16 protein-coding genes and 1 pseudogene are annotated in these 17970 nt (G+C 73.0%); 7 read left to right on the top strand and 10 right to left on the bottom strand.

The window, feature by feature from the left end; translation table 11 throughout:
• Window positions 1–28: 28 nt before the first annotated feature.
• Window positions 29–244: a CbtB-domain containing protein gene (locus ACIQAK_RS18290; RefSeq protein WP_030565757.1), complete on the bottom strand. Its 216-nt coding sequence runs from the start codon at window positions 242–244 to the stop codon at window positions 29–31.
• Between the two features lie 265 nt (window positions 245–509).
• Between ACIQAK_RS18290 and ACIQAK_RS18285 the strand changes: the two genes are divergently transcribed.
• A complete protein-coding gene (locus tag ACIQAK_RS18285) occupies window positions 510–1097 on the top strand; it encodes a histidine phosphatase family protein (RefSeq protein WP_366389240.1) in 588 nt (195 codons plus the stop codon).
• Between the two features lie 138 nt (window positions 1098–1235).
• On the opposite strand, the gene ACIQAK_RS18280 is transcribed toward ACIQAK_RS18285, so the two are convergent.
• The 3 genes from ACIQAK_RS18280 to ACIQAK_RS18270 all read right to left on the bottom strand — a co-directional run bounded on the left by ACIQAK_RS18280 (window position 1236) and on the right by ACIQAK_RS18270 (window position 5251).
• Window positions 1236–1937 carry a 4'-phosphopantetheinyl transferase superfamily protein gene (locus ACIQAK_RS18280; RefSeq protein WP_366389241.1) on the bottom strand — a complete coding sequence of 234 codons (702 nt, stop codon included), beginning with the start codon at window positions 1935–1937 and terminating at the stop codon, window positions 1236–1238.
• Window positions 1934–2893: a metallophosphoesterase gene (locus tag ACIQAK_RS18275; RefSeq protein ID WP_366389242.1), complete on the bottom strand. Its 960-nt coding sequence runs from the start codon at window positions 2891–2893 to the stop codon at window positions 1934–1936. The genes ACIQAK_RS18280 and ACIQAK_RS18275 overlap by 4 nt, the downstream gene beginning before the upstream one ends.
• A 141-nt stretch (window positions 2894–3034) precedes the next feature.
• A complete protein-coding gene (locus ACIQAK_RS18270; protein WP_366389243.1) occupies window positions 3035–5251 on the bottom strand; it encodes a hypothetical protein in 2217 nt (738 codons plus the stop codon).
• Between the two features lie 70 nt (window positions 5252–5321).
• Between ACIQAK_RS18270 and ACIQAK_RS18265 the strand changes: the two genes are divergently transcribed.
• A complete protein-coding gene (locus ACIQAK_RS18265) occupies window positions 5322–6209 on the top strand; it encodes a glycosyltransferase family 2 protein (RefSeq protein WP_366389244.1) in 888 nt (295 codons plus the stop codon).
• Window positions 6210–6248: 39 nt separating this feature from the next.
• Here the strand turns inward: ACIQAK_RS18265 and ACIQAK_RS18260 are convergent, their stop codons facing one another.
• Together ACIQAK_RS18260 and ACIQAK_RS18255 are read right to left on the bottom strand one after the other, a co-directional pair.
• The gene (locus tag ACIQAK_RS18260; RefSeq protein ID WP_366389245.1) at window positions 6249–7502 is read right to left on the bottom strand and encodes an MraY family glycosyltransferase; all 1254 of its coding nucleotides are present in this window, start codon (window positions 7500–7502) and stop codon (window positions 6249–6251) included.
• 236 nt (window positions 7503–7738) lie between these two features.
• Window positions 7739–9319 carry an amidohydrolase gene (locus ACIQAK_RS18255; protein WP_366389246.1) on the bottom strand — a complete coding sequence of 527 codons (1581 nt, stop codon included), beginning with the start codon at window positions 9317–9319 and terminating at the stop codon, window positions 7739–7741.
• 214 nt (window positions 9320–9533) lie between these two features.
• On the opposite strand from ACIQAK_RS18255, the gene ACIQAK_RS18250 reads away from it, so the two are divergent.
• The 3 genes from ACIQAK_RS18250 to ACIQAK_RS18240 all read left to right on the top strand — a co-directional run bounded on the left by ACIQAK_RS18250 (window position 9534) and on the right by ACIQAK_RS18240 (window position 11973).
• A complete protein-coding gene (locus tag ACIQAK_RS18250; protein WP_366389247.1) occupies window positions 9534–10478 on the top strand; it encodes a methionyl-tRNA formyltransferase in 945 nt (314 codons plus the stop codon).
• Window positions 10479–10496: 18 nt separating this feature from the next.
• Window positions 10497–11309 carry a dimethylargininase gene (gene ddaH / locus ACIQAK_RS18245; protein ID WP_366389248.1) on the top strand — a complete coding sequence of 271 codons (813 nt, stop codon included), beginning with the start codon at window positions 10497–10499 and terminating at the stop codon, window positions 11307–11309.
• Between the two features lie 196 nt (window positions 11310–11505).
• A complete protein-coding gene (locus tag ACIQAK_RS18240; RefSeq protein ID WP_366389249.1) occupies window positions 11506–11973 on the top strand; it encodes an MSMEG_6728 family protein in 468 nt (155 codons plus the stop codon).
• Here ACIQAK_RS18240 and ACIQAK_RS18235 read toward each other — a convergent pair.
• From ACIQAK_RS18235 to ACIQAK_RS18220, 4 genes are read right to left on the bottom strand one after another with little or no spacing between them, the layout of a single operon-like run.
• A complete protein-coding gene (locus ACIQAK_RS18235) occupies window positions 11970–12812 on the bottom strand; it encodes a galactosyltransferase-related protein (RefSeq protein ID WP_366389250.1) in 843 nt (280 codons plus the stop codon). The two genes, ACIQAK_RS18240 and ACIQAK_RS18235, sit on opposite strands and share 4 nt — an antisense overlap.
• Window positions 12812–13831 (bottom strand): glycosyltransferase, encoded by a 1020-nt coding sequence (locus ACIQAK_RS18230; protein ID WP_366389251.1) that lies wholly within the window; start codon window positions 13829–13831, stop codon window positions 12812–12814. The genes ACIQAK_RS18235 and ACIQAK_RS18230 overlap by 1 nt, the downstream gene beginning before the upstream one ends.
• Window positions 13828–14922 (bottom strand): glycosyltransferase family 4 protein, encoded by a 1095-nt coding sequence (locus ACIQAK_RS18225; RefSeq protein WP_366389252.1) that lies wholly within the window; start codon window positions 14920–14922, stop codon window positions 13828–13830. Before ACIQAK_RS18225 ends, ACIQAK_RS18230 begins: the two co-directional genes overlap by 4 nt.
• Window positions 14919–15896 carry a glycosyltransferase family 1 protein gene (locus ACIQAK_RS18220; protein ID WP_366389253.1) on the bottom strand — a complete coding sequence of 326 codons (978 nt, stop codon included), beginning with the start codon at window positions 15894–15896 and terminating at the stop codon, window positions 14919–14921. Before ACIQAK_RS18220 ends, ACIQAK_RS18225 begins: the two co-directional genes overlap by 4 nt.
• A gap of 419 nt (window positions 15897–16315) precedes the next feature.
• On the opposite strand from ACIQAK_RS18220, the gene ACIQAK_RS18215 reads away from it, so the two are divergent.
• The gene (locus ACIQAK_RS18215) at window positions 16316–17650 is read left to right on the top strand and encodes an APC family permease (protein ID WP_366389254.1); all 1335 of its coding nucleotides are present in this window, start codon (window positions 16316–16318) and stop codon (window positions 17648–17650) included.
• Between the two features lie 126 nt (window positions 17651–17776).
• Window positions 17777–17970: pseudogene (locus ACIQAK_RS18210) on the top strand (cardiolipin synthase B); the annotation flags it as partial.

Below are 17970 nucleotides of genomic sequence, written 5' to 3'. Positions count from 1 at the left end.
CCTTGCTTGCCCGAACTCCGCGGATGGCTCAGTGGCAGGGGAAGCCGAGCAGGTGACGGCCGTCGTGGACCCATTCGTGGACGCCTTCGCCCGAGATGAGTGCGGTGGCGCCCTGTTCGGCGCCGACGAAGTACAGCAGCACGAGCGCCAGGATGCCGACGAAGACCGCCCAGGGGGCAAGGGCCTTCGCCGAGATCGGGGTGATCGCAGGTGCCCCGGTTGCGGGGGCGGCGGACTGCGCCATGGCGGAACCTCCTGTGGGAACACGCGTCCCTGTCGTGGTGCATCCGACGAAGGTGCTGGGTCTGACTTCCCGCACAGGTACGGGTACACAGTGGCGCGACCGTGCCGGATTCTCACCGGGCTTCCATCACACCGTCGTCATGGTCGACGTGACCATACCGCCTGTACGCAGGCGCCGCCATGGTGCAATCTGCAGAGCTTCAGGCCCCGAATCGCCCGCAGACAAAGCGGGTTGGGGTCGCCACGGAAGGACTTGGGCCAGGAACATGACAGTACGGGTGATGTTGGTCTCACCGGCGATGAACGCGGCGCTCCGGGGGGCCCGCTTCGACGGCGACACCCCGCTGGACCGGGCCGGGGAGCGGGACGCGCGGGCAGCGGCCCCGGCCGTGCCGGAGGCCGGGCTGGTCCTCAGCGGCCCGTCCGAGCGGTGTCGCGGGACCGCCGCCGCGCTCGGCCTCACCGCGGACCTCGAACCGGCGCTCGCCGGCTGGGACCTCGGGCGCTGGAGCGGCCGCCGCCTGGACGAGATGGGTGCCGCCGAACCCGCCGCGGTGGCCGCCTGGATCGACGACCCCGCGGCGGCTCCGCACGGAGGTGAGTCGCTGCGGAACCTGCTGGAGCGGGTGGGCGGCTGGCTGGCCGGGGCCGGCGGCGGGGGCGGGAGCGGGAGCGTCCTCGGCGTCGCCGAGCCCGCCGTCGTACGGGCGGCGGTCGTGCACGCTCTGGCGCTGCCGCCGGTGGCGTTCTGGCGACTGGATGTCGCGCCCCTGGCCCTGACGGAGCTCAGCGGACGGTCGGACCGGTGGAACGTCCGGCTGGGGCGACCGCTGACCGCCCCTCAGAGCTCCTGAACACCACCGGCCGGAGCTCCGTAACACCACCGCCGGAGCTCCTGAACACCACCGGCCAGAACTTCGTAACACCACCGCCGGAGCTCCTGAACACCACCGGCCGGAGCTCCTCCCCGTCCCCGGCCACGCGGCGGCCACTCACTGTCGGCCGACCGCGCCGCCCGTCTCCCGCCAGTCCGGCCGCAGCAGCAGCGCCGAGGCGACGATGCCGTCCTCCACCCGCCAGCGCCCCTCCAGCACCGGCGGCAGGGCCGGGTCGGTGCGCAGCAGCCGTGCGGTGAAGGTGCCGCTCATCGCCCGGTCGTCCTCCCGGTGGAAGGTCAGGTCCGCCTCGTCGAAGTCGAGCTCGGTCAGGGTGAGCGGGTACCAGGTCTTGAAGACGCACTCCTTGGCGCTGAAGAGCAGCCGGTCCCAGTGGATCACGCCCTCCTCCCCGGCCGACGGCCCGGTGAACCGTGCGCGTTCCGAGGGGCGTACCACCAGCTCGCCCACGCCGTCGGGCAGCGGGGCGTGCGGCTCGGCGTCGACGCCCAGAGACAGCACGTCCGCCGAGCGCGCCAGAGCCGCCGCCCGGTACCCGTCGCAGTGCGTGAGGCTGCCGACGACCCCTTCGGGCCACAGGGGCATTCCGCGCTTGCCGTGGAGTACGGCGACGGGTTCCAGACCCAGTTGGCGCATGGCCCGCCGTGCGCAGGCCCGTGCCGTGGCGAAGTCGTTCCTGCGTTTGGGCACGCTCCTGGCGACCAGCTCCTCCTCCTCGGGGAACAGGGTTCCGTCCGGCACGCTCTCCTGGCGGGTCGCCGCGCAGGACACGTCCGCGGGCAGCAGCCGCTCGATCACAGGGAGCCTCCGGAGGTGGCGGTGCCGGTACGGGCCGGGGGCGCGGGCTCCGGCTCGTACGGGAGGATCTGGCGCAGCAGGCCGCGGGGGTGGCCCCTCTGGCGCCACTCCCTCGGATAGCCGATCGAGACCTCCTCGAAGCGCACGCCGTCGTACCAGGTGGTCCGGGGGATGTGGAGGTGCCCGTAGACGACGGCGGTGACGTTGAAGCGGCGGTGCCAGGCGGCGGTCAGTTCGGTGCCGCACCACTGGGCGAACTCCGGGTACCACATGACCGCCGTGGGTTCCCGCACCAGCGGCCAGTGCCCGGCGAGGACGAGCGGGATCTCCGGGTCGTGCTCGGCGAGTCTGCGCCCGGTCTCCGCGACCCGGGCCCGGCACCAGTCGTCACGGGACGGGTACGGGTCGGGGTGGAGCAGGTACTCGTCGTTGCAGACGATGCCGGACTCGTGGGCGACGGCCAGCGACTCCTCCTTCGTGTGCGTCCCCGGGGCGCGGAAGGTGTAGTCGTACAGGAGGAACAGCGGCGCGATCGCCACCGGCCCGTCGGGGCCCGGCCACAGCGGGAAGGGGTCCTCCGGGGTGATCACGTCGAGCTCGCGGCAGAGCTCGACGAGGTGGTCGTACCGGGCCTGGCCGCGCAGGCGGACCGGATCCTGGTCCAGGGTCCACAGCTCGTGGTTGCCGGGCGTCCAGATCACCTTGGCGAAACGTTCCGCGAGGAGGGCCAGCGCCCAGCGTATGTCGTCGGGGCGTTCGGCCACGTCGCCCGCGACGATGAGCCAGTCCGCGTCGGAGGTGGGCTGGAGGGACTCCACGATGGGCCGGTTGTCGCTGACCGCCGCGTGAAGGTCGCTCACGGCCAGCAGGCGTCCGGTCCCGCGCGGGGCGCGGGCGCCGCCGGACGGAACGGCCGCTGGGGTACTGGGCGGTGCGGGATCGCTCGGAGCGGTCATGTGCGCTGGTTCCCCGTTCTGTCGGCCGTCGTGCGGTGCCGCTCGCAGGGTGCGGAGCCGCTGGAGACGTAGCCTCTCATGAGCCTGTGACACCCGCCCCGGGCTTCGGCCGGGAGCCGGCGCCATGGAGGGTGAGGCGGGTCACCGGCGGTCCCGTGCGCGGCGGGTGTTCAGTTCCTCCACCGCCCCGAGCGCGTCGCCGACGGTCGTGTAGTCGACGGCGACGAAGTTCACCGGGCTGCCGCGCTCGGCCTCGCAGGTCCGGGCCCGCTCCAACAGCCAGTCACGGGCGTTGATCCGGCCCGCGTCCAGCCGGCTGCCGCCCCCGTCGGTGACGAAGTGGTTGAGCAGGAAGAGGCGTTTGCCGGTGCCGCCCCGGTTCGGTTCGCAGCTCATCACCTCGGGGCTGCGGAAGGCGAACGGCGTCTCCATCGCGTACCGGTAGAAGTTTCGGTACCAGGGTGCCGGGCCGCCCGCCTTCTCGGCGAACACCACCAGCCGCCGGCCGCTGTCGATCATCTCCTCCAGCGTGGGCCACGGCTCGTCGGGGTCCTCGGACGGGGTGTGGAGCAGGTCGTCGAGCCCCGCCCGGCGGAATGCCTCCTCGGTCTCCTGGGCGCCGATGTCGTCCTGGACGATGAGCGTCACGATCTCGTCGGGGTGGGCGCGCAGCCAGGCGCCGATGTCCGCCAGGGCCGGGACCAGTTCGACCGCCCCAGCCCGGCAGACGCTGTGGCAGAGCCAGAGGCCCTCGCGCGGCGGGTTGGCCCGGTCGATCGCGGCGGAGATCAGCCGGCGCTGCTCAGGGGTGAACTCGGGGTCGTCCAGCCGGGCGGCGACGTCCCTCGGGTTCTCCCAGCGGTACGTGTCCAGTTGGAGCGCCCGGACACCGGTGTCGAGCTGGGTGGTGATGTCGGGGTCCTGGAGAGGCCCGATGAACCGGTCGGCGGTGGTGGACATGGCGTTGTGGGCCGTGAGGTGCGCGACCTCGTCGTACCGCAGTTCGCAGAGTTCGCCGCTGCCCTGGCAGCGGCGGGGCGCGGACGGGCCGAGGGCCGACGGCACGAGCAGGGCGCCCGCCAGCGCGGCGCAGGTCACGCCCGCGGCCACCCCCCGTACGGCGGTGGGGGCCGGCAGCGTGCGCGGCCGCACCAGGAACGCCCAGCCGGTCGCGGTGAGGAGCGCCCCGCCCACGAGGGCGCTGAGGGCGGCGGTCAGTCCGGTGGCCACCGCCTGGTCCACGGCGTTGCGCTGGAGGTCCTCGACGAGGGCGGTGACGCTCGGCGGCCCGGAGGACCGGGTGGTGAGGAACCGGCCCCCGGTGGCCGGCCGGACCGGCAGCACGGCCACCGCCGCGAGCATTCCGCCGCAGGCGACCGCCTGCCCCAGCACCATCACCCGTCGGGCGAAAGCCCCGGGGCCGGTGGCCCAGAGCACCGCGAGGGAGGCCGGCGCCAGGGCGGTGGCGAGGATCTGGAGCTGCGTCAGGCGCCGCACCCGCTCGCGGGCCTGCTCCAGGGCTTCGAGGTCGTTGCCCGCGGCGGTCAGGGTCGCGGTGAGGTCCCACGTACCTCCCTGGAGCGTGGCGCGCAGGTCCGCGGCGGCCGTACGTGACCCGTCGGCGAGGGCGGCGGCCGCGGTCGTCGCCAGCGCCGTCGATACGTCGCCCCTCCCCAGGGCCGCCTCCACATCGGGGCGCAGGGCCGTCCGTTCCCGCTCGGGCACCAAGGTGAGCAGGGCGTCGGTGGCGCGGGCCGCCTGGTCGTCGGTGAGCGGCAGGGCGGGCAAGGAGGGCGCACGGCCTTCCCTGAGGGCTTCGAGCGCGGTGGTGAGGTCGTCGGTGAACCGTGCGAAGTCCGGTTCGTCCCGGTCCTGGAGACTGGCGACCAGGTCACCGAAGTAGATGCGCGCGAGCTCGGCCAGGTTCGCCAGCACCGGGTCGATGTCCACGGTCAGCCGCAGTTCATCGGTGTCGCCGCGCAGGTAGTCGGTGAGCGCGTGGATCTGCTGGTCGGTCAGTGAGCGGACGGTCGCCGGCGGCAGGACGACCTTGATGTTGGAGGTCACCAGCGCTTCGGGCACGGGCAGGTGGGCGAGGAGGTCGCGGGTGAGGGGGGCGATCGCCGGATCGACGAGCACCTCGCTGTAGAGGCGGTCGTAGGCCGCCTCCTCGTCCAGCACGGACCGGTAGTAGTCCGGCGACAGGACGGTGGCGCGGACCGTCGAGGTCAGTGCCACCGTCGCCACGCCCAGCGTGGCCAGGAGGAACGCCACCAGCCGCACCGCCCGGCGGGTCCGGCCCGGAGCGAGTGGGCCGGGCTCGGGCGGGAACGGGTTCTGCATCGGTGCGGCGCTCACTCACTCAGCCTATGCGGATTATCGGCTTTTATGCGTGAATGATGAGATTCGAGCATTGAGGAGCTCCGCCGTGCACTCCGTCCACCTGGCCGTGCTGATGACGAGTCACAACCGGCGCGCGAGAACCCTGTCGGCGCTGAACGCCCTGGGGTACCAGCAGGGGCTTCCGGCCCACGCCACGCTGGGCGTGCACCTGGTCGACGCGGGCAGCACCGACGGTACTCCGGAGGCCGTCCGCCTCCGCCATCCGGCCGTGGAGGTCATGTCGGTGGGCGCGGACGTCCCCCGCAACCAGGCGATGCGCATCGCCAGCCGCAACAGCCGCAGCGGCGGAGGCGGCGGCGGCTCGCACCGCGGCAGGCCGGGCGGCCCGAGCCACCGGTGGACGCACCAGCTCTGGCTCGACGACGGGGTCGAGCTGTTCCCGGACGCCCTCGCCGTCCTCCTGCGCGCCGCGGACGCGGTGGGGGCCGGGGCGGTCGTCGTAGGGGCGGTCCGTGGCGCGGACGGGGCCACGGTGTACTCGGGGCGGCGCGGGCGCTCGCTCGCGCTGGTGGAGCCCGGCGGGCAGCACCCCGAGCCGTGCGACACGTACGACGGCCGGGTGGTGCTGCTCTCCCGGGCCGCGCACGACCTGGTCGGGGACCTCGACAAGGTCTTCCGCCACCGGATGGGCGACTACGACCACGGCTTCCGCGCCCGGCGGGCCGGGGTCCCCTCCTTCGTCGCCCCGTCGCCCGTGGGGGTGTGCGTGGAGGGGCCGGACGTCCCCAGCTCCCGGGAGCCGGGGATCGGCGTGCGGGAGGCGCTGCGCCGGGTCACCTCCGTACGGGAGCTGCCGCCGCGCCAGTGGTGGGTGTACTGCCTGCGCCACACCTGGCCGTGGGCGCCGTTCCTGATGGTCTCTCCGTACGCGCGGACGGCCGCCCGGGCCACGCTCGGCCGGTGGCGGGGGTGAGGCCACCGCTACCGGCCGGGGGTCCTCGGAGCCTTCGCGTCAGCGCCGGTCGGCCGTGACCTTGACGGCGGGGCGGCCGGTGGGCGGCGGAGGCACGGTGGGACGGCCGGCGGCGGTCCTGGCCGGCTCGGCGCCGGCCGGTGCGGTGCTTGCCGACGTGCCGCTTCGGGACGCGGCGCTTCGTGACGCGGCGCTTCGGGACGCGGCGCCTCGGGACGCGGCGCCTCGGGACGCGGCGCCTCGGGACGCGGGCGGGACAGCGGGGCCGTTGGCCGGGCGGCGGGGGGCGGGTCCCGGCGGGGGCAGGTACGCCGGGATCCTCAGCAGGGCCAGGACGGCCGGCGCGCTGGCCACCGGCGGTACGAGGGCGAGAACGGGGTGCAGAACCCCCGCGTACACCAGCGCGCCGACCGCCACCGGGACGCCCGCCCACAGGCCGAGGACGACGGCCGTTCCGGGCACGGTCACGCGGACCCGGCGCAGGCGGTGGGTGATGTGGTCGTCGGCGCCCCGGAGCAGCGGGCGCGAGGCGCGGAGCCGGGACGCCAGGACGAGGGCGGTGTCGGCGAGGGCCACGGTCGCCAGGACGGGCAGTGCGGCCCACGCGGCGCGTTCCGGCGGTGCCGCCGCGTGGATGAGCGCGCCGGAGGCCGCCAGGACGAATCCGGTGAACAGGGAACCGCACGCCCCGGGACGGATGCGCGCGGGGTGCCAGTTGTGGAGCAGGAAGCCGAGGAGCCCCGCGAGCAGTACGGCGGGCAGCAGGGCGAGCCCCCACCGGCCGTCGAGGGCGGCGCAGGCGAGCAGCCCGGCGGCGGTGACGGCGCCGACGGTCGCCAGCACCCCGTCGCAGGTGCCGAGGAGGGCGACGGCATTGGTGACCAGGACGATCCAGATCACGGCCAGGACGCCCGCCACGGGTGGCAGCCCGGCGAGACAGACGGCGAGTGTGGCGGCGGCCGTCTGCACCGCCATCCGCAGGGGAACCCCGAGCGGCCGCACATCGTGGACGAGCCCCAGGGCGGCGACGATCGCGGCCCCGGTCAGCACTGCGGTGACGGCCCGTCCGGAGCCGCCCGCCGCTCCGAGCCCCCAGCCGGCGGCGGCAGCCGTACCGACGCCGACCACGACCGGCGCGCCGCCCAGTCTGCGCACCACCCCGGTACGTGACCGGCGCGCGCCGGGCTCGCGGCCGGCTCCCGAACGGAGCGCCGTGCGGCGGACGCCCTTGGCGAGTACGACCGTGATGAACAGCGCGGCCACACCGGAGGCGATGATCCCAAGCACGTTCACCTGCCCTGCCTTTCCTCGTTCGTGAACAGCGGCGCACGGGGCGCCGGGCGACCGGTGGAACAGCGGAGGTCCGGCGCTCGTCCGGTTGCGGTGTCGGGGTGACGTAGGACGCCAGTCGAGTGGCGGTTCTCCCCAACCTACGGGGCCGATGTCCCCATTCGTCCTGAATAACACGAAAAAGGTGGTGATTCCCTGATCTCTTCGCGGGAGGCGCGCGCGAAGCCTCCGCCGGACCCTCAGGCCGGTGAGGATTCCCGCGTGTCCCGGCCGTCCACGAACGTCGTCACGATCTCGATGTCACCGATCCGCGCGGTCTCCACCCGGTGCGGGTCGTCGCCGAGGACCACCAAGTCGGCACGCCTGCCCGGGGCGAGGGTGCCCGCCACGTCGTCCCAGCGGCAGGCGTGGGCACCGGCGACCGTGTAGGCACGCAGGGCCTCCTCGACGTCGATCGCCTCGTCCCCGCCGATGATCCGGCCGGAGACGGAGGCCCGTTCGACCATGAACTGAATCGCCCGCAGCGGGGAACCGTCCGTGACGGGCCGGTCGGAACTGCCGACGAGGGTGACCCCTTGGTCCAGGAAACCCCGGCCCCGGTACATCCAGCCGGCCCGCCGCTCCCCCATCACCGTCGCGTAGTCGTCGCCGAAGTAGCGCAGGAAGTTGGGCTGGACGACCGCGCTCACCCCGAGCTCGGCGAAGCGCGGCAGCTGGTCGGGGCGGATCAGCCCGGCGTGCTCGATGCGGTGGCGCGCGTCCGGCCGGGGCTTCAGCTTCTGGGCCCGTTCCAGGGCGTCCAGCGCGAGGTCGGCGGCGCGGTCCCCGATCGCGTGGACGGCGAGCTGCCAGCCGGCGAGGTGGCCGTCGACGATGAGGCGGGTGAGCCGGTCGGGGTCGTCCTGGAGCCGGCCGGTGTCGTCCGTTCCCTCGTACGGGGAGGTGAGCGCGGCCGTGCGCGCCATCATGCCGCCGTCGGTGTAGATCTTCAGGGCGCCCAGGGAGAGCCAGTCGTCGCCGAACCCGGTGCGCAGTCCGAGGTCCAGGGCCTGGGTGAAGCCGTCGTCGGGGTGGGCCGCGCGCGTACGCAGGGTGTCGCCGGACGCCATGAGCTGGACGCGCAGGGGCAGTCGGCCCTGGTCGCGGAGGAGTTGGTAGGCGCCGAGCTCCACGGGGCTGTGGCCCAGCAGCCCGCCGCCGACGCCCGCCTCGGCGCACGCCGTGATCCCCTCGGCGAGACAGCCGCGGGCGGCGTGCCGAACCGCGTCGGCGAGCTCCTCCTGGGAGTACGGCAGTCGCATCCGGCGGGCGGCGGTCATGGCGCTCTCGGCCAGGAAACCCTCCTCGTGCCGCACCTCGGCCGGCAGCAGGTCCAGCACGGCGGTGTTGACGACACACGCGTGTCCGGAGTCGTGCATGAGGAGGACCTTGCGGCCGTGGCTGACCCGGTCCAGTTCGGCGGCGGTCAGATGGCGGCCCAGCGCCCGCTGGTCGTACCCCGCGACATCCAGCCAGGCACCGGAGGGCGCGGGGCGCCGGGCGGCTTCGTCCACCACGGCCAGGATGTCCTCGGCCCGTCGGCACGGGGCGACGCTGGGCGTACGGGCCTTCAACCCGGCCCAGGCCAGGTGGACATGGCTGTCGATGAAACCGGGCAGGACGGTGGCACCCTGGAGATCGACCACCTCGCGGGCCGGAAGGGAGGTCACCGCCTCGTCCAGGCCGACGATCCGGCCCCGCCAGATGCCCAGGTCACGGGCGACGGGGTGCTGCGGGTCCATCGTGAGGAAGCGGGCGTTCGTCAGCCTCGTACAGAGCATGGGAGGTCCCTCCCCGTCGCGGTCGGACCCACGGCGCACGGCCGCGGAGCGGGCCGGGACAAGCTAACCCGCACGCCCTTCCCTGTCGACGGCATGGTGCGTTTCCGGCCGAGTCGGCCCGTCAACCCGCCTGTGCATCATGGGCCGTTGTGCTCTTAGGTAAGGCTTGCTTTACTAAAGCGCCGGTCCATCACTCTTCCAAGGAGGCACCTCCATGCGGGTCGTCATGTTCGGTTACCAGACCTGGGGGCACCGCACCCTGCAAGCGCTGCTGGACTCCGAGCACGACGTGGTGACGGTCGTGACGCACCCGAGGAGCGAGCACGCCTACGAGAAGATCTGGAGCGACTCGGTGGCCGACCTGGCGGAGAAGCACGGGATCCCCGTGATCATCCGCAACCGGCCGGACGACGAACTGGTGGAGCGCCTCAAGGAGGTGGCCCCGGACATCATCGTCGCCAACAACTGGCGGACGTGGATGCCGCCGGAGATCTACAACCTCCCGGTCCACGGCACGCTGAACATCCACGACTCCCTGCTGCCCGCCTACGCGGGCTTCTCGCCGCTGATCTGGGCGCTGATCAACGGCGAGCCGGAAGTCGGCGTCACCGCCCACCTGATGGACGAGGAACTGGACGCGGGCGACATCGTCGTCCAGCGGTCGGTCGCGGTCGGGCCGGCCGACACGGCAACCGACCTCTTCCACCGGACGGTCGACCTCATCGCCCCGGTCACCACCGAGGCGCTGGACCTGATCGCCTCGGGGCGGACCGAGTTCACCCGGCAGGACCGGTCGAAGGCCAGCTTCTTCCACAAGCGGGCCGAGGAGGACATCCGTATCGACTGGACCTGGCCCGCCGAGGCCCTGGAGCGTCTGATCCGCGCCCAGTCCGCCCCCTATCCGAGCGCCTTCACCTTCCACAAGGGGCAGCGGCTCGAAGTGGTCTCCGCTGTCGTGTCCGAGGGCCGCTACGGCGGCACCCCGGGCCGGATCTTCTACCGCGAGGGCGACGGCGTCGTGATCGTCGCCGGAGCCGACGCCCGAACCGGCCGCAACCACGGTCTGGCCATCACCCGCGTACGGACCGGGGACGGCCGCGAACTTCCCGCAACCGAGTACTTCACCTCGATGGGCGGCTATCTCACCGGCCGCCCCTGACGATCGGGACTCCTGCCCATGCGTACCGCACGTGCCCGGCACTACCTCATGTGCCGGCCCACCTACTTCGACGTGGTCTACTCCATCAACCCGTGGATGGACCCGAAGAAGCCCGTCGACACTCCGCTGGCCATCGCCCAGTGGGAGCGACTGCGCGAGGTCTACCTGAGCCTCAGGCACACCGTCGACACCATCGAACCCATCCGCGGCCTCCCCGACATGGTCTTCGCCGCCAACGGCGCCACGGTCGTCGACGGGCGCGCCCTCGTGGCGCGTTTCCGTGACGCCGAGCGCATCGCCGAGGGTCCGGCGTACCACGACTGGCTGCGCGACAACGGCTTCCCGGACCTGCGCACCGCGAGCGTCGTCAACGAAGGGGAGGGCGACTACCTGCTCGTGGGCGATCTCCTGCTCGCCGGTACGGGGTTCCGCAGCGACCCCCGTTCCCACGACGAGGCCCAGGAGTTCTTCGGCCGGCCGGTGATCGGGCTGACCCTGGTGGACCCCGACTACTACCACCTGGACACCGCCCTCACCGTGCTCGACGAGAAGACGATCGCCTACTACCCGGGGGCCTTCTCCCCCGGCAGCCTCGCGGTCCTGCAACGCCTCTTCCCGGACGCCGTGCTCGCGTCGCCGCAGGACGCGGCGGTGTTCGGGCTCAACGCCACATCGGACGGGCTGAACGTGGTCCTGCCGCAGAACGCCACCGCCCTCGCCGAGCAGCTCCGCGACCGCGGCTTCCGCCCGGTCGGCGTGGACCTGTCCGAACTCCTCAAGGCGGGCGGCAGCGTGAAGTGCTGCACGCTGGAGCTCCGGCCCGCGCGCTGACCTCCGCTCGCTGGTTCCCCCCCCCGGGTCGTCGACCCGGAGGGGGGCACCGTGGTGATCGAGGGGGTGAGCACAGGCAGCCGCCGGAGAGCCCCCGCGCTCCGATCCTGCGGGGTGCGCTTTCCCGTGCGAGATTAGGAGCTCACACGGAGAGGCTCACGCTTGCGCCTCCATCACCCCCAGCGGTGGGATGATCATGCAGACGTTCCTGCCCTATCCCGACTTCGCCGCGTCGGCCGCGTCACTCGACCCCCGGCGCCTGGGCAAACAGCGGGTCGAGGCGCTCCAGGTGCTGCGCGGACTGACCGTCCCCGGCTACGGGTGGCGGCACCACCCGGCCGTGCGCATGTGGACCGGCTACGAGGAGGCGCTGGTGCGCTACGGACTCGAGATCTGCCGGGTATGGACGGCGGCCGGGCGCCCGGACACGTGCGCCGCCTCCCTCATGACCGAGTTCGCCTCCCACCGGGCGGCTCCGGGGGTGCGCACGCAGGAACAGCTCGCGGCGGTCCGTGAGCTGCCGCCGTGGCTGGGCGATCCCGCCTTCCACCGCAGCCACCGGTCGGCGCTGCGGAGCAAGGCGCCGGACGTCTACGCCCCGCTGTTCCCCGACGACCCCGACGGCCTGCCCTACGTCTGGCCGGCCTCGGACCGCACCCGCTAGCCGTCAGGGCCCCGACCCGGTTCCCATCGGTCGGCGGAACGGTTCCAGTGGACGAGTCCGCGGTCGGCGAACGCGTTGAGCCAGTCGCGCATCGGCCACCAGCCCCAGCGGCGGTGGAAGGTCTCGGCGTTGCGCAGGATGTCGTGGAGGTGGGCCACCGGCGGGCTGGCGACCGGGTGGTACTGGTGGAAGGCCGGCGCACCGCCCACCCAGGTCAGCCCGACGCCGGCGGCGCGGGCCCGCTGGCCGTAGTCGGTGTCCTCGCCGCCGTACCCCTCGTAGTCCTCGCAGAATCCACCGACGGTGTGCCAGGTTTTGGCGGTCACGGCGAAGGACAGGGACCAGAACAGCGCGTGGTCCGTGCCCCGGCGGATCTCCCCGGCCGCCGGCGCCGGTCGGGCGGGGTGGGGCTCGGCCAGCGTGGAGAGCTCGGCCAGTCGGTATCCGGCCGGGTCCGGTGGCGGCAGGTAGGAGACGGTGCCGCAGAGCAGGGAGCGCTCGTGTGCCGGGTCGAGGGCCACCTGCCGGTAGCGTTCCAGGAGCCGTTCGTCCGGGACGCAGTCGACGTCCAGGAAGACCAGCAGTTCGGCGCCCTGCTCCAGGGCGTGACCGGCTCCGAGGTTCCGGGCGCGGGCCAGGGGCAGGTTCCCCTCGGGCACCGGACAGTCGATGACCGTCGCGGCGGGCCGGCGATCGGCCAGGACCGCGCCCAGGCCCGGATCGCCCATGGCGACCACCACGTACTGGTCCGGTGGACGCGAGCCGGCCGCGAGTCCGGCCTGTTGCAGTGCGAGGTGCCTGTGCCGGCCGGCGGCGAGAGTGATCACGGCGGTACGCATCACGGGGCCCGTCCGTCGTCGCGTGCGGCGTCGGCCAGGGCGCGGGCGGCCCGGGCGGCGCCGTCCCCGGGAGCCCACCGCGACCAGCGTTCCCCGCCGTTCGCGTGGGCCTGTTCGAGGAGGGCGGTCCAGTCCTTCGCCTTCGGCCATCGAGGGGTGACGACCGCCAGGCGGCCGCGTGTGAGGGCGCGTCCGGTCGCCGCCTGTTCACCGAAGGGGCGCTCCTGCGGCACGACCACGGCGGGGCGTCGCGCGGCGGCGCACTCGGCGAGGGCGTTCTGCCCCGCGTGGGTGACCACGACGTCCGCCGCGCACAAGGAGGGCCAGGGGTCCGCCGACCACCGGCCGTCCGGGCCACCCAGCGTCACCCATCGCCAACCGGGGCTGGCCGCCGACGCGGCAGCCACCTCGGCGGCGGAGATGTCGGTCCCGCCCGTACCCATGAGCAGGAGTACCCGCCGAGGAGGCGCCCCGTGCGGCCGCTCCTCGGCGGGCGCGGGCGGGCGGCCGTCGAAACGGGAGAACGCGCCGGTGTGGACCGTCTTTGCCCGCCAGTGCCGGGGCCAGCCGGGCTCCGCCAGAGTCACCGGCCACGGGGCGAGGAGCAGTTCGGCCAGGTCGTAGGCCATCCGGTGCGGTGGGTCCGTGCGGTCGCCGCGCATGGCCACGACGGCGGTCGGGGTGCCCAGGACTCTGGCCAGCAGGGCGACTTCGACGGAGACGTCGGACACCACGAGCCGGGGCGACGTCTCCTCGATCCACCGGGCGATCCGTGCCATCCGCCCCCGCAGTCCGGCGTGCCGGGTTGGCGCCCAGTGCAGCCGCCCGCCCGCCGTCACATCACCGAACGCCCCCGGGTCGCCGTCGTCGTCCCTCGGCAGGCGGACCCACGGGCCGGGCCAGTCGTCGGGGGCGGGGAGGGAGGAGAGGCCGGTCACCGTGAGGGGACAGCGTGCTGCGATGGACCGGGCGCGGTGCAGATGGCCACTGCCCTGATGGTGCACGTAGTAGCCGATCACGCCGACACCGACCGGTAGAGGCGCTCGTAACTGCGCGTCATGACGCCCATGGAGCAGAAGGTTTCGGCGTGCCGCCGGGCGTCGGCCCTGGACAGGGCGATCGTGGGCTCGACCGCCTTGGCGAGCGCCGCGCAGTCACCGGGGCGTACGAGGCGGCCGCAGTCGCGCGTGACGATCTCCGGCAGCGCACCCCGGGCGAACCCGCAGACCGGTGTCCCGCAGGCCAGCGCCTCCGCGATCACCAGCCCGTACGGTTCGTCCCAGCAAGGGGTGACCACGGCGGCCGCCGAAGAGCCGACCAGTTCGCACAGCTCCGGCTGCTGGAGATGGCCCACGTAGGTGGTGGTGCGGTTCAACCGGGGACGGATGCACGCCTCGAAGTACTCGCTGTCCCCCACCGGGCCCGCGAGCCGCAGCCCCCGGCCGGACAGCTGCGCGGCCTCGATCGCCAGGTGCGCGCCCTTCTCCGGCACGATCCGCCCCGACCAGACCAGTTCCTCCCCGCCGGGGCCGGGGTTCCAGCGCCGGGTGTCGATGCCGTTGCGCACCACGGTGGCGGCGGGCACCACGTGCCGCCACGCCGCGGCGGTGTGGTCACTGACCGCGCTGAAGTGCACCGGGCAGTGCGGTGCGACCTGGATGGCCGACTCGATCCACGGCGTGGGCGGGGTGTGCAGGGTGGTGACGACGGGGACGGAGAGCGCGGCGGCCATCGCCACCGGCAGGTAGTGCAGGCTGTTGTTGTGCACGACGTCGTACCGCTCAGGCCCGCGGGAGAGATCGAGCATCAGCTGGAGGTAGGCGTGATGCTCCTCCAGCCACGACGCGGCCACCATGCTCGGATCCCGGCGAGCGCTCTCGCTGATCCGGGGTGCACGCAGGGGCATCTCGATCACACCCAGCGCCGGGTCGGACCCGGGCCCGGCGAAGACGGTGACCTCGTGACCGCGGGTCCGCAAGGCCGTGGACAGCGTCCAGGTGTGCGCCTCCAGACCGCCGGCGAACGGGTCGGCGATCGGGTACCGGGCGGAAGCGATCAGGGCGATGCGCAGCGGTGCGGCCCCGGACGCGGGCGGCGGAGCGGTGGTCACAGCAGGTCCGCGTAGACCGCTTCGTGTGCCTCGGCGATCCGGCGCCTTTCGTCCTGGCGCTCCGCCGGGACGGCGCGCCAGGCGGGACGCTGCTCGTAGGCGGTACGCACCGCCTTCCGCAGGGACGCCGCGTCCAGGCCCTGCCGGTCGTGTCCGTAGAGGAGACACGGGCGTTGCTCTGCGTAGAACCCGCAGGACGGGGCGAGGACGGTGGTTCCGAGGTCGTGGCACGCCTCCAGCCAGCCGGAGTGAGTGCCGAAACGGTAGGGCAGCACGGAGACGTCCAGGTCGATCAGGTAGTCCCACAACGCGTCGTCGTCGAAGTAGTCGTGCACGCTCAGCTCCAGTCGCCCCGCTCGGCTCATCTCCCGTAGTTCGTCGAGCACTCCGGGCGCGTACCAGTGACTTGCCGGGTCGTCGACGTCCGGGTGGCAGTCGACGCGCAGCACCGCTTCGGGCAGTTCCGGCAGCACGTCGGCGAGCACCCGGATCACGGGCAGCGGATCCATGTTGGGGCGGATGCTCTTGGCGTGCACGCCGACGGTGAACGCCTCGCGTCCGGGCCGTGGCCGGGCCAGCTCGGCGGGTCCGACCACGTGCGGGTGCGGCAGGACCAGCGGGGAACGGCCCCATCGCGCGGAGATCTCCCGCGCGGCGCCCGGAGTGAGGGTGATGAGCCGGTCCGCTGCGGGGACGAGCACGTCCAGTTGTGCCCGGTGCTCACTCTCGTCGTGGTGGTGGGGGTTGGCCAGGTCGTGGACCGTGTAGACGAGCGGTTTTCCGTTCCGGCGCAGCGCCGCGACGAGCTCACCCAGCGCCTGGGGGGTCTGCGCGTCGAAGCCGAAGTGCAGGTGGAAGACGTCGAAGGAGGCGGCGTTCTCCTCGACCCAGTCCGGCTCGAGCATGACCGGCGGCCACCACTGCTGGGAACCACTGGGGGCGCCGCAGGGGCGGGGGTCGGTGAGACGTGTCACGCGGTCGCCTCCGGGCGGAGACAGGTGGTGCACGTAGACGTGGCCCGCGGGAACCGAGGCGACCCGGATGGTGTCCGTGGCCCCTGACGCCGCCGCGGGCCCGCGGCGCGCTCGCGCCTGCGCGTCGCCGCGGGTGTCGGGCGTCGGGGGCGGTGATTCCGCCGGATGGCGGTGGGCCACTTGCTCAGGCACAGTCATCTCCTTGTTCGGCCACGCCCTGAGCCGCTCTGGCCCGTGGAGTCCCCCGCAGGATGCCGTACAGCGCACAGTACGGTGAGCCCCGCACCCGCGGCGACCCGCGCTCCCCCACTCAGTGGTGGGCGGCCGGCGGAAACCGGCCGGTGGAGTGAACGCATCCGAGGGATGAGCTGTCTGCCAGGCACCTGGCCGGGTATACGGGACCCGTGAAACATCCCCCCATGAAGCCCCCGGCAGCGGACGCTCCCAGCCCGCTCAAGAAGACCCTGACCACTCCGCTGCTCTACTTCTTCATCCTGGGAGACGTCCTCGGGGCGGGCGTGTACGTCCTGGTGGGTGAGATCGCCGCCGAATCAGGCGGCGCCGTGTGGGCTCCCCTGCTCGCGGCGCTGTGCCTGGCCCTGCTGACAGCGGCCTCCTACGCGGAGCTGGTCACCAAGTATCCGCGCGCGGGTGGCGCTTCCCACTACGCTACCCTGGCCTACGGGCCGTTTCTCGGGTTCCTCGGCGGATTCTGCATGCTCGCGGCCGGCGTCGTATCGGTGGCCGCTCTGACCCGTGGGTTCGGCGGCGACTACCTGTCCGAGTTCGTCACCCTCCCCGTGGTGCTGGTGACCATCGTCTTCCTCGCCGCGTTGGCGCTGCTGAACGCGCGAGGCATCAGCGAGTCGACCCGGGTCAACGTCGTCGCCACGGTGATCGAGGTCAGCGGGCTGCTCCTGGTGATCGGGCTCGGTGCCTGGATCGTGCTGCGCGGTGACGGAGACATGCGACGGCTCACGGACCTCGGCACCACGGATGAGGGGCCCGTAGCGGCCCTGCTCAGCGGGGCGGTGCTCGCCTACTACTCGTTCGTCGGGTTCGAGACGTCCGTCAACGTGGCCGAGGAGACACGTGACCCCCGGCGCTCGTACCCCCGAGCGCTCTTCGGTGCCCTGGTCACCGCGGGCGTGGTGTACATCCTGATCGGACTGGTCGCTGCGGCAGCCGTGCCGACGGGGAAGCTGGCGGAATCGAGCGGGCCGCTCCTCGAAGTCGTCCGGGCCGCCGGAGGGGTCCCCCCGGAACTCTTCAGTGCCATCGCCCTGGTGGCTGTGGCGAACGGAGCCCTGCTGACGGGCATCATGTCCTCGCGCCTGGCCTACGGCATGGCGCGGGACGGCCTGCTGCCCGGCTTCCTGACGAAGGTCCTGCCCGGGCGGCGCACCCCCTGGGCCGCCATCGCCACCACCACGGCGCTCTCGCTCCTGCTCGCGCTGACCGGCGATGTCTCCACGCTCGCCTCCACGCTGGTCCTGCTGCTCCTGGTGGTCTTCTTCCTCGTCAACACCTCGCTGCTCGTACTGCGCCGCGATGCGGTCCCCCAGGAGCATTTCCGGGCACCGACTCCCGTTCCGGTGCTGGGAGCCGTCTCCTGTGTCGTGCTCGCCACCCAGATCGAGGGTGAGGTATGGCTGAGGGGGCTTCTCGTCCTGGCTGTCGGCGCGGTGCTGGGCGCCGTCGCGGCAGCACGGTCACGTCGTGGCCGTCGGCCGGAAGACGCGGAGCGCGGGTGACCGTACGCCGGGCACGCCGCCGTGACCGATTCTGTGGCGTTCGCCGGAGGAACCCGGGGGTACTAGCCGTCCAGTCCGGTGTGGAGCAACACCGGGCGTTCGTCCCGTCTACCCTGCAGGTGATGCATGTCCGAAGCAACCTTGGCCCCTGACAACGCGGTACCGGACGAGAACCCCGTGCCGGAAGACGGTGTCGAGCTGGACGCGCGGCTCGGCGACAGGCGGTCCCAGCGGCTCAGACGCAGGCTGGAGCGGCTGATCGGGATCGCGGCGACCGAGGGCAACTCGCTGCTCCCGCTGCGCAACGGGGATGAGATCTT

Origin of the sequence: Streptomyces sp. NPDC088706, assembly GCF_044752765.1 — a bacterium.
Lineage (GTDB): Bacteria > Actinomycetota > Actinomycetes > Streptomycetales > Streptomycetaceae > Streptomyces.
Note: the sequence above shows the minus strand (reverse complement) of the source record. Positions and strands in the feature narration are given on the sequence as shown.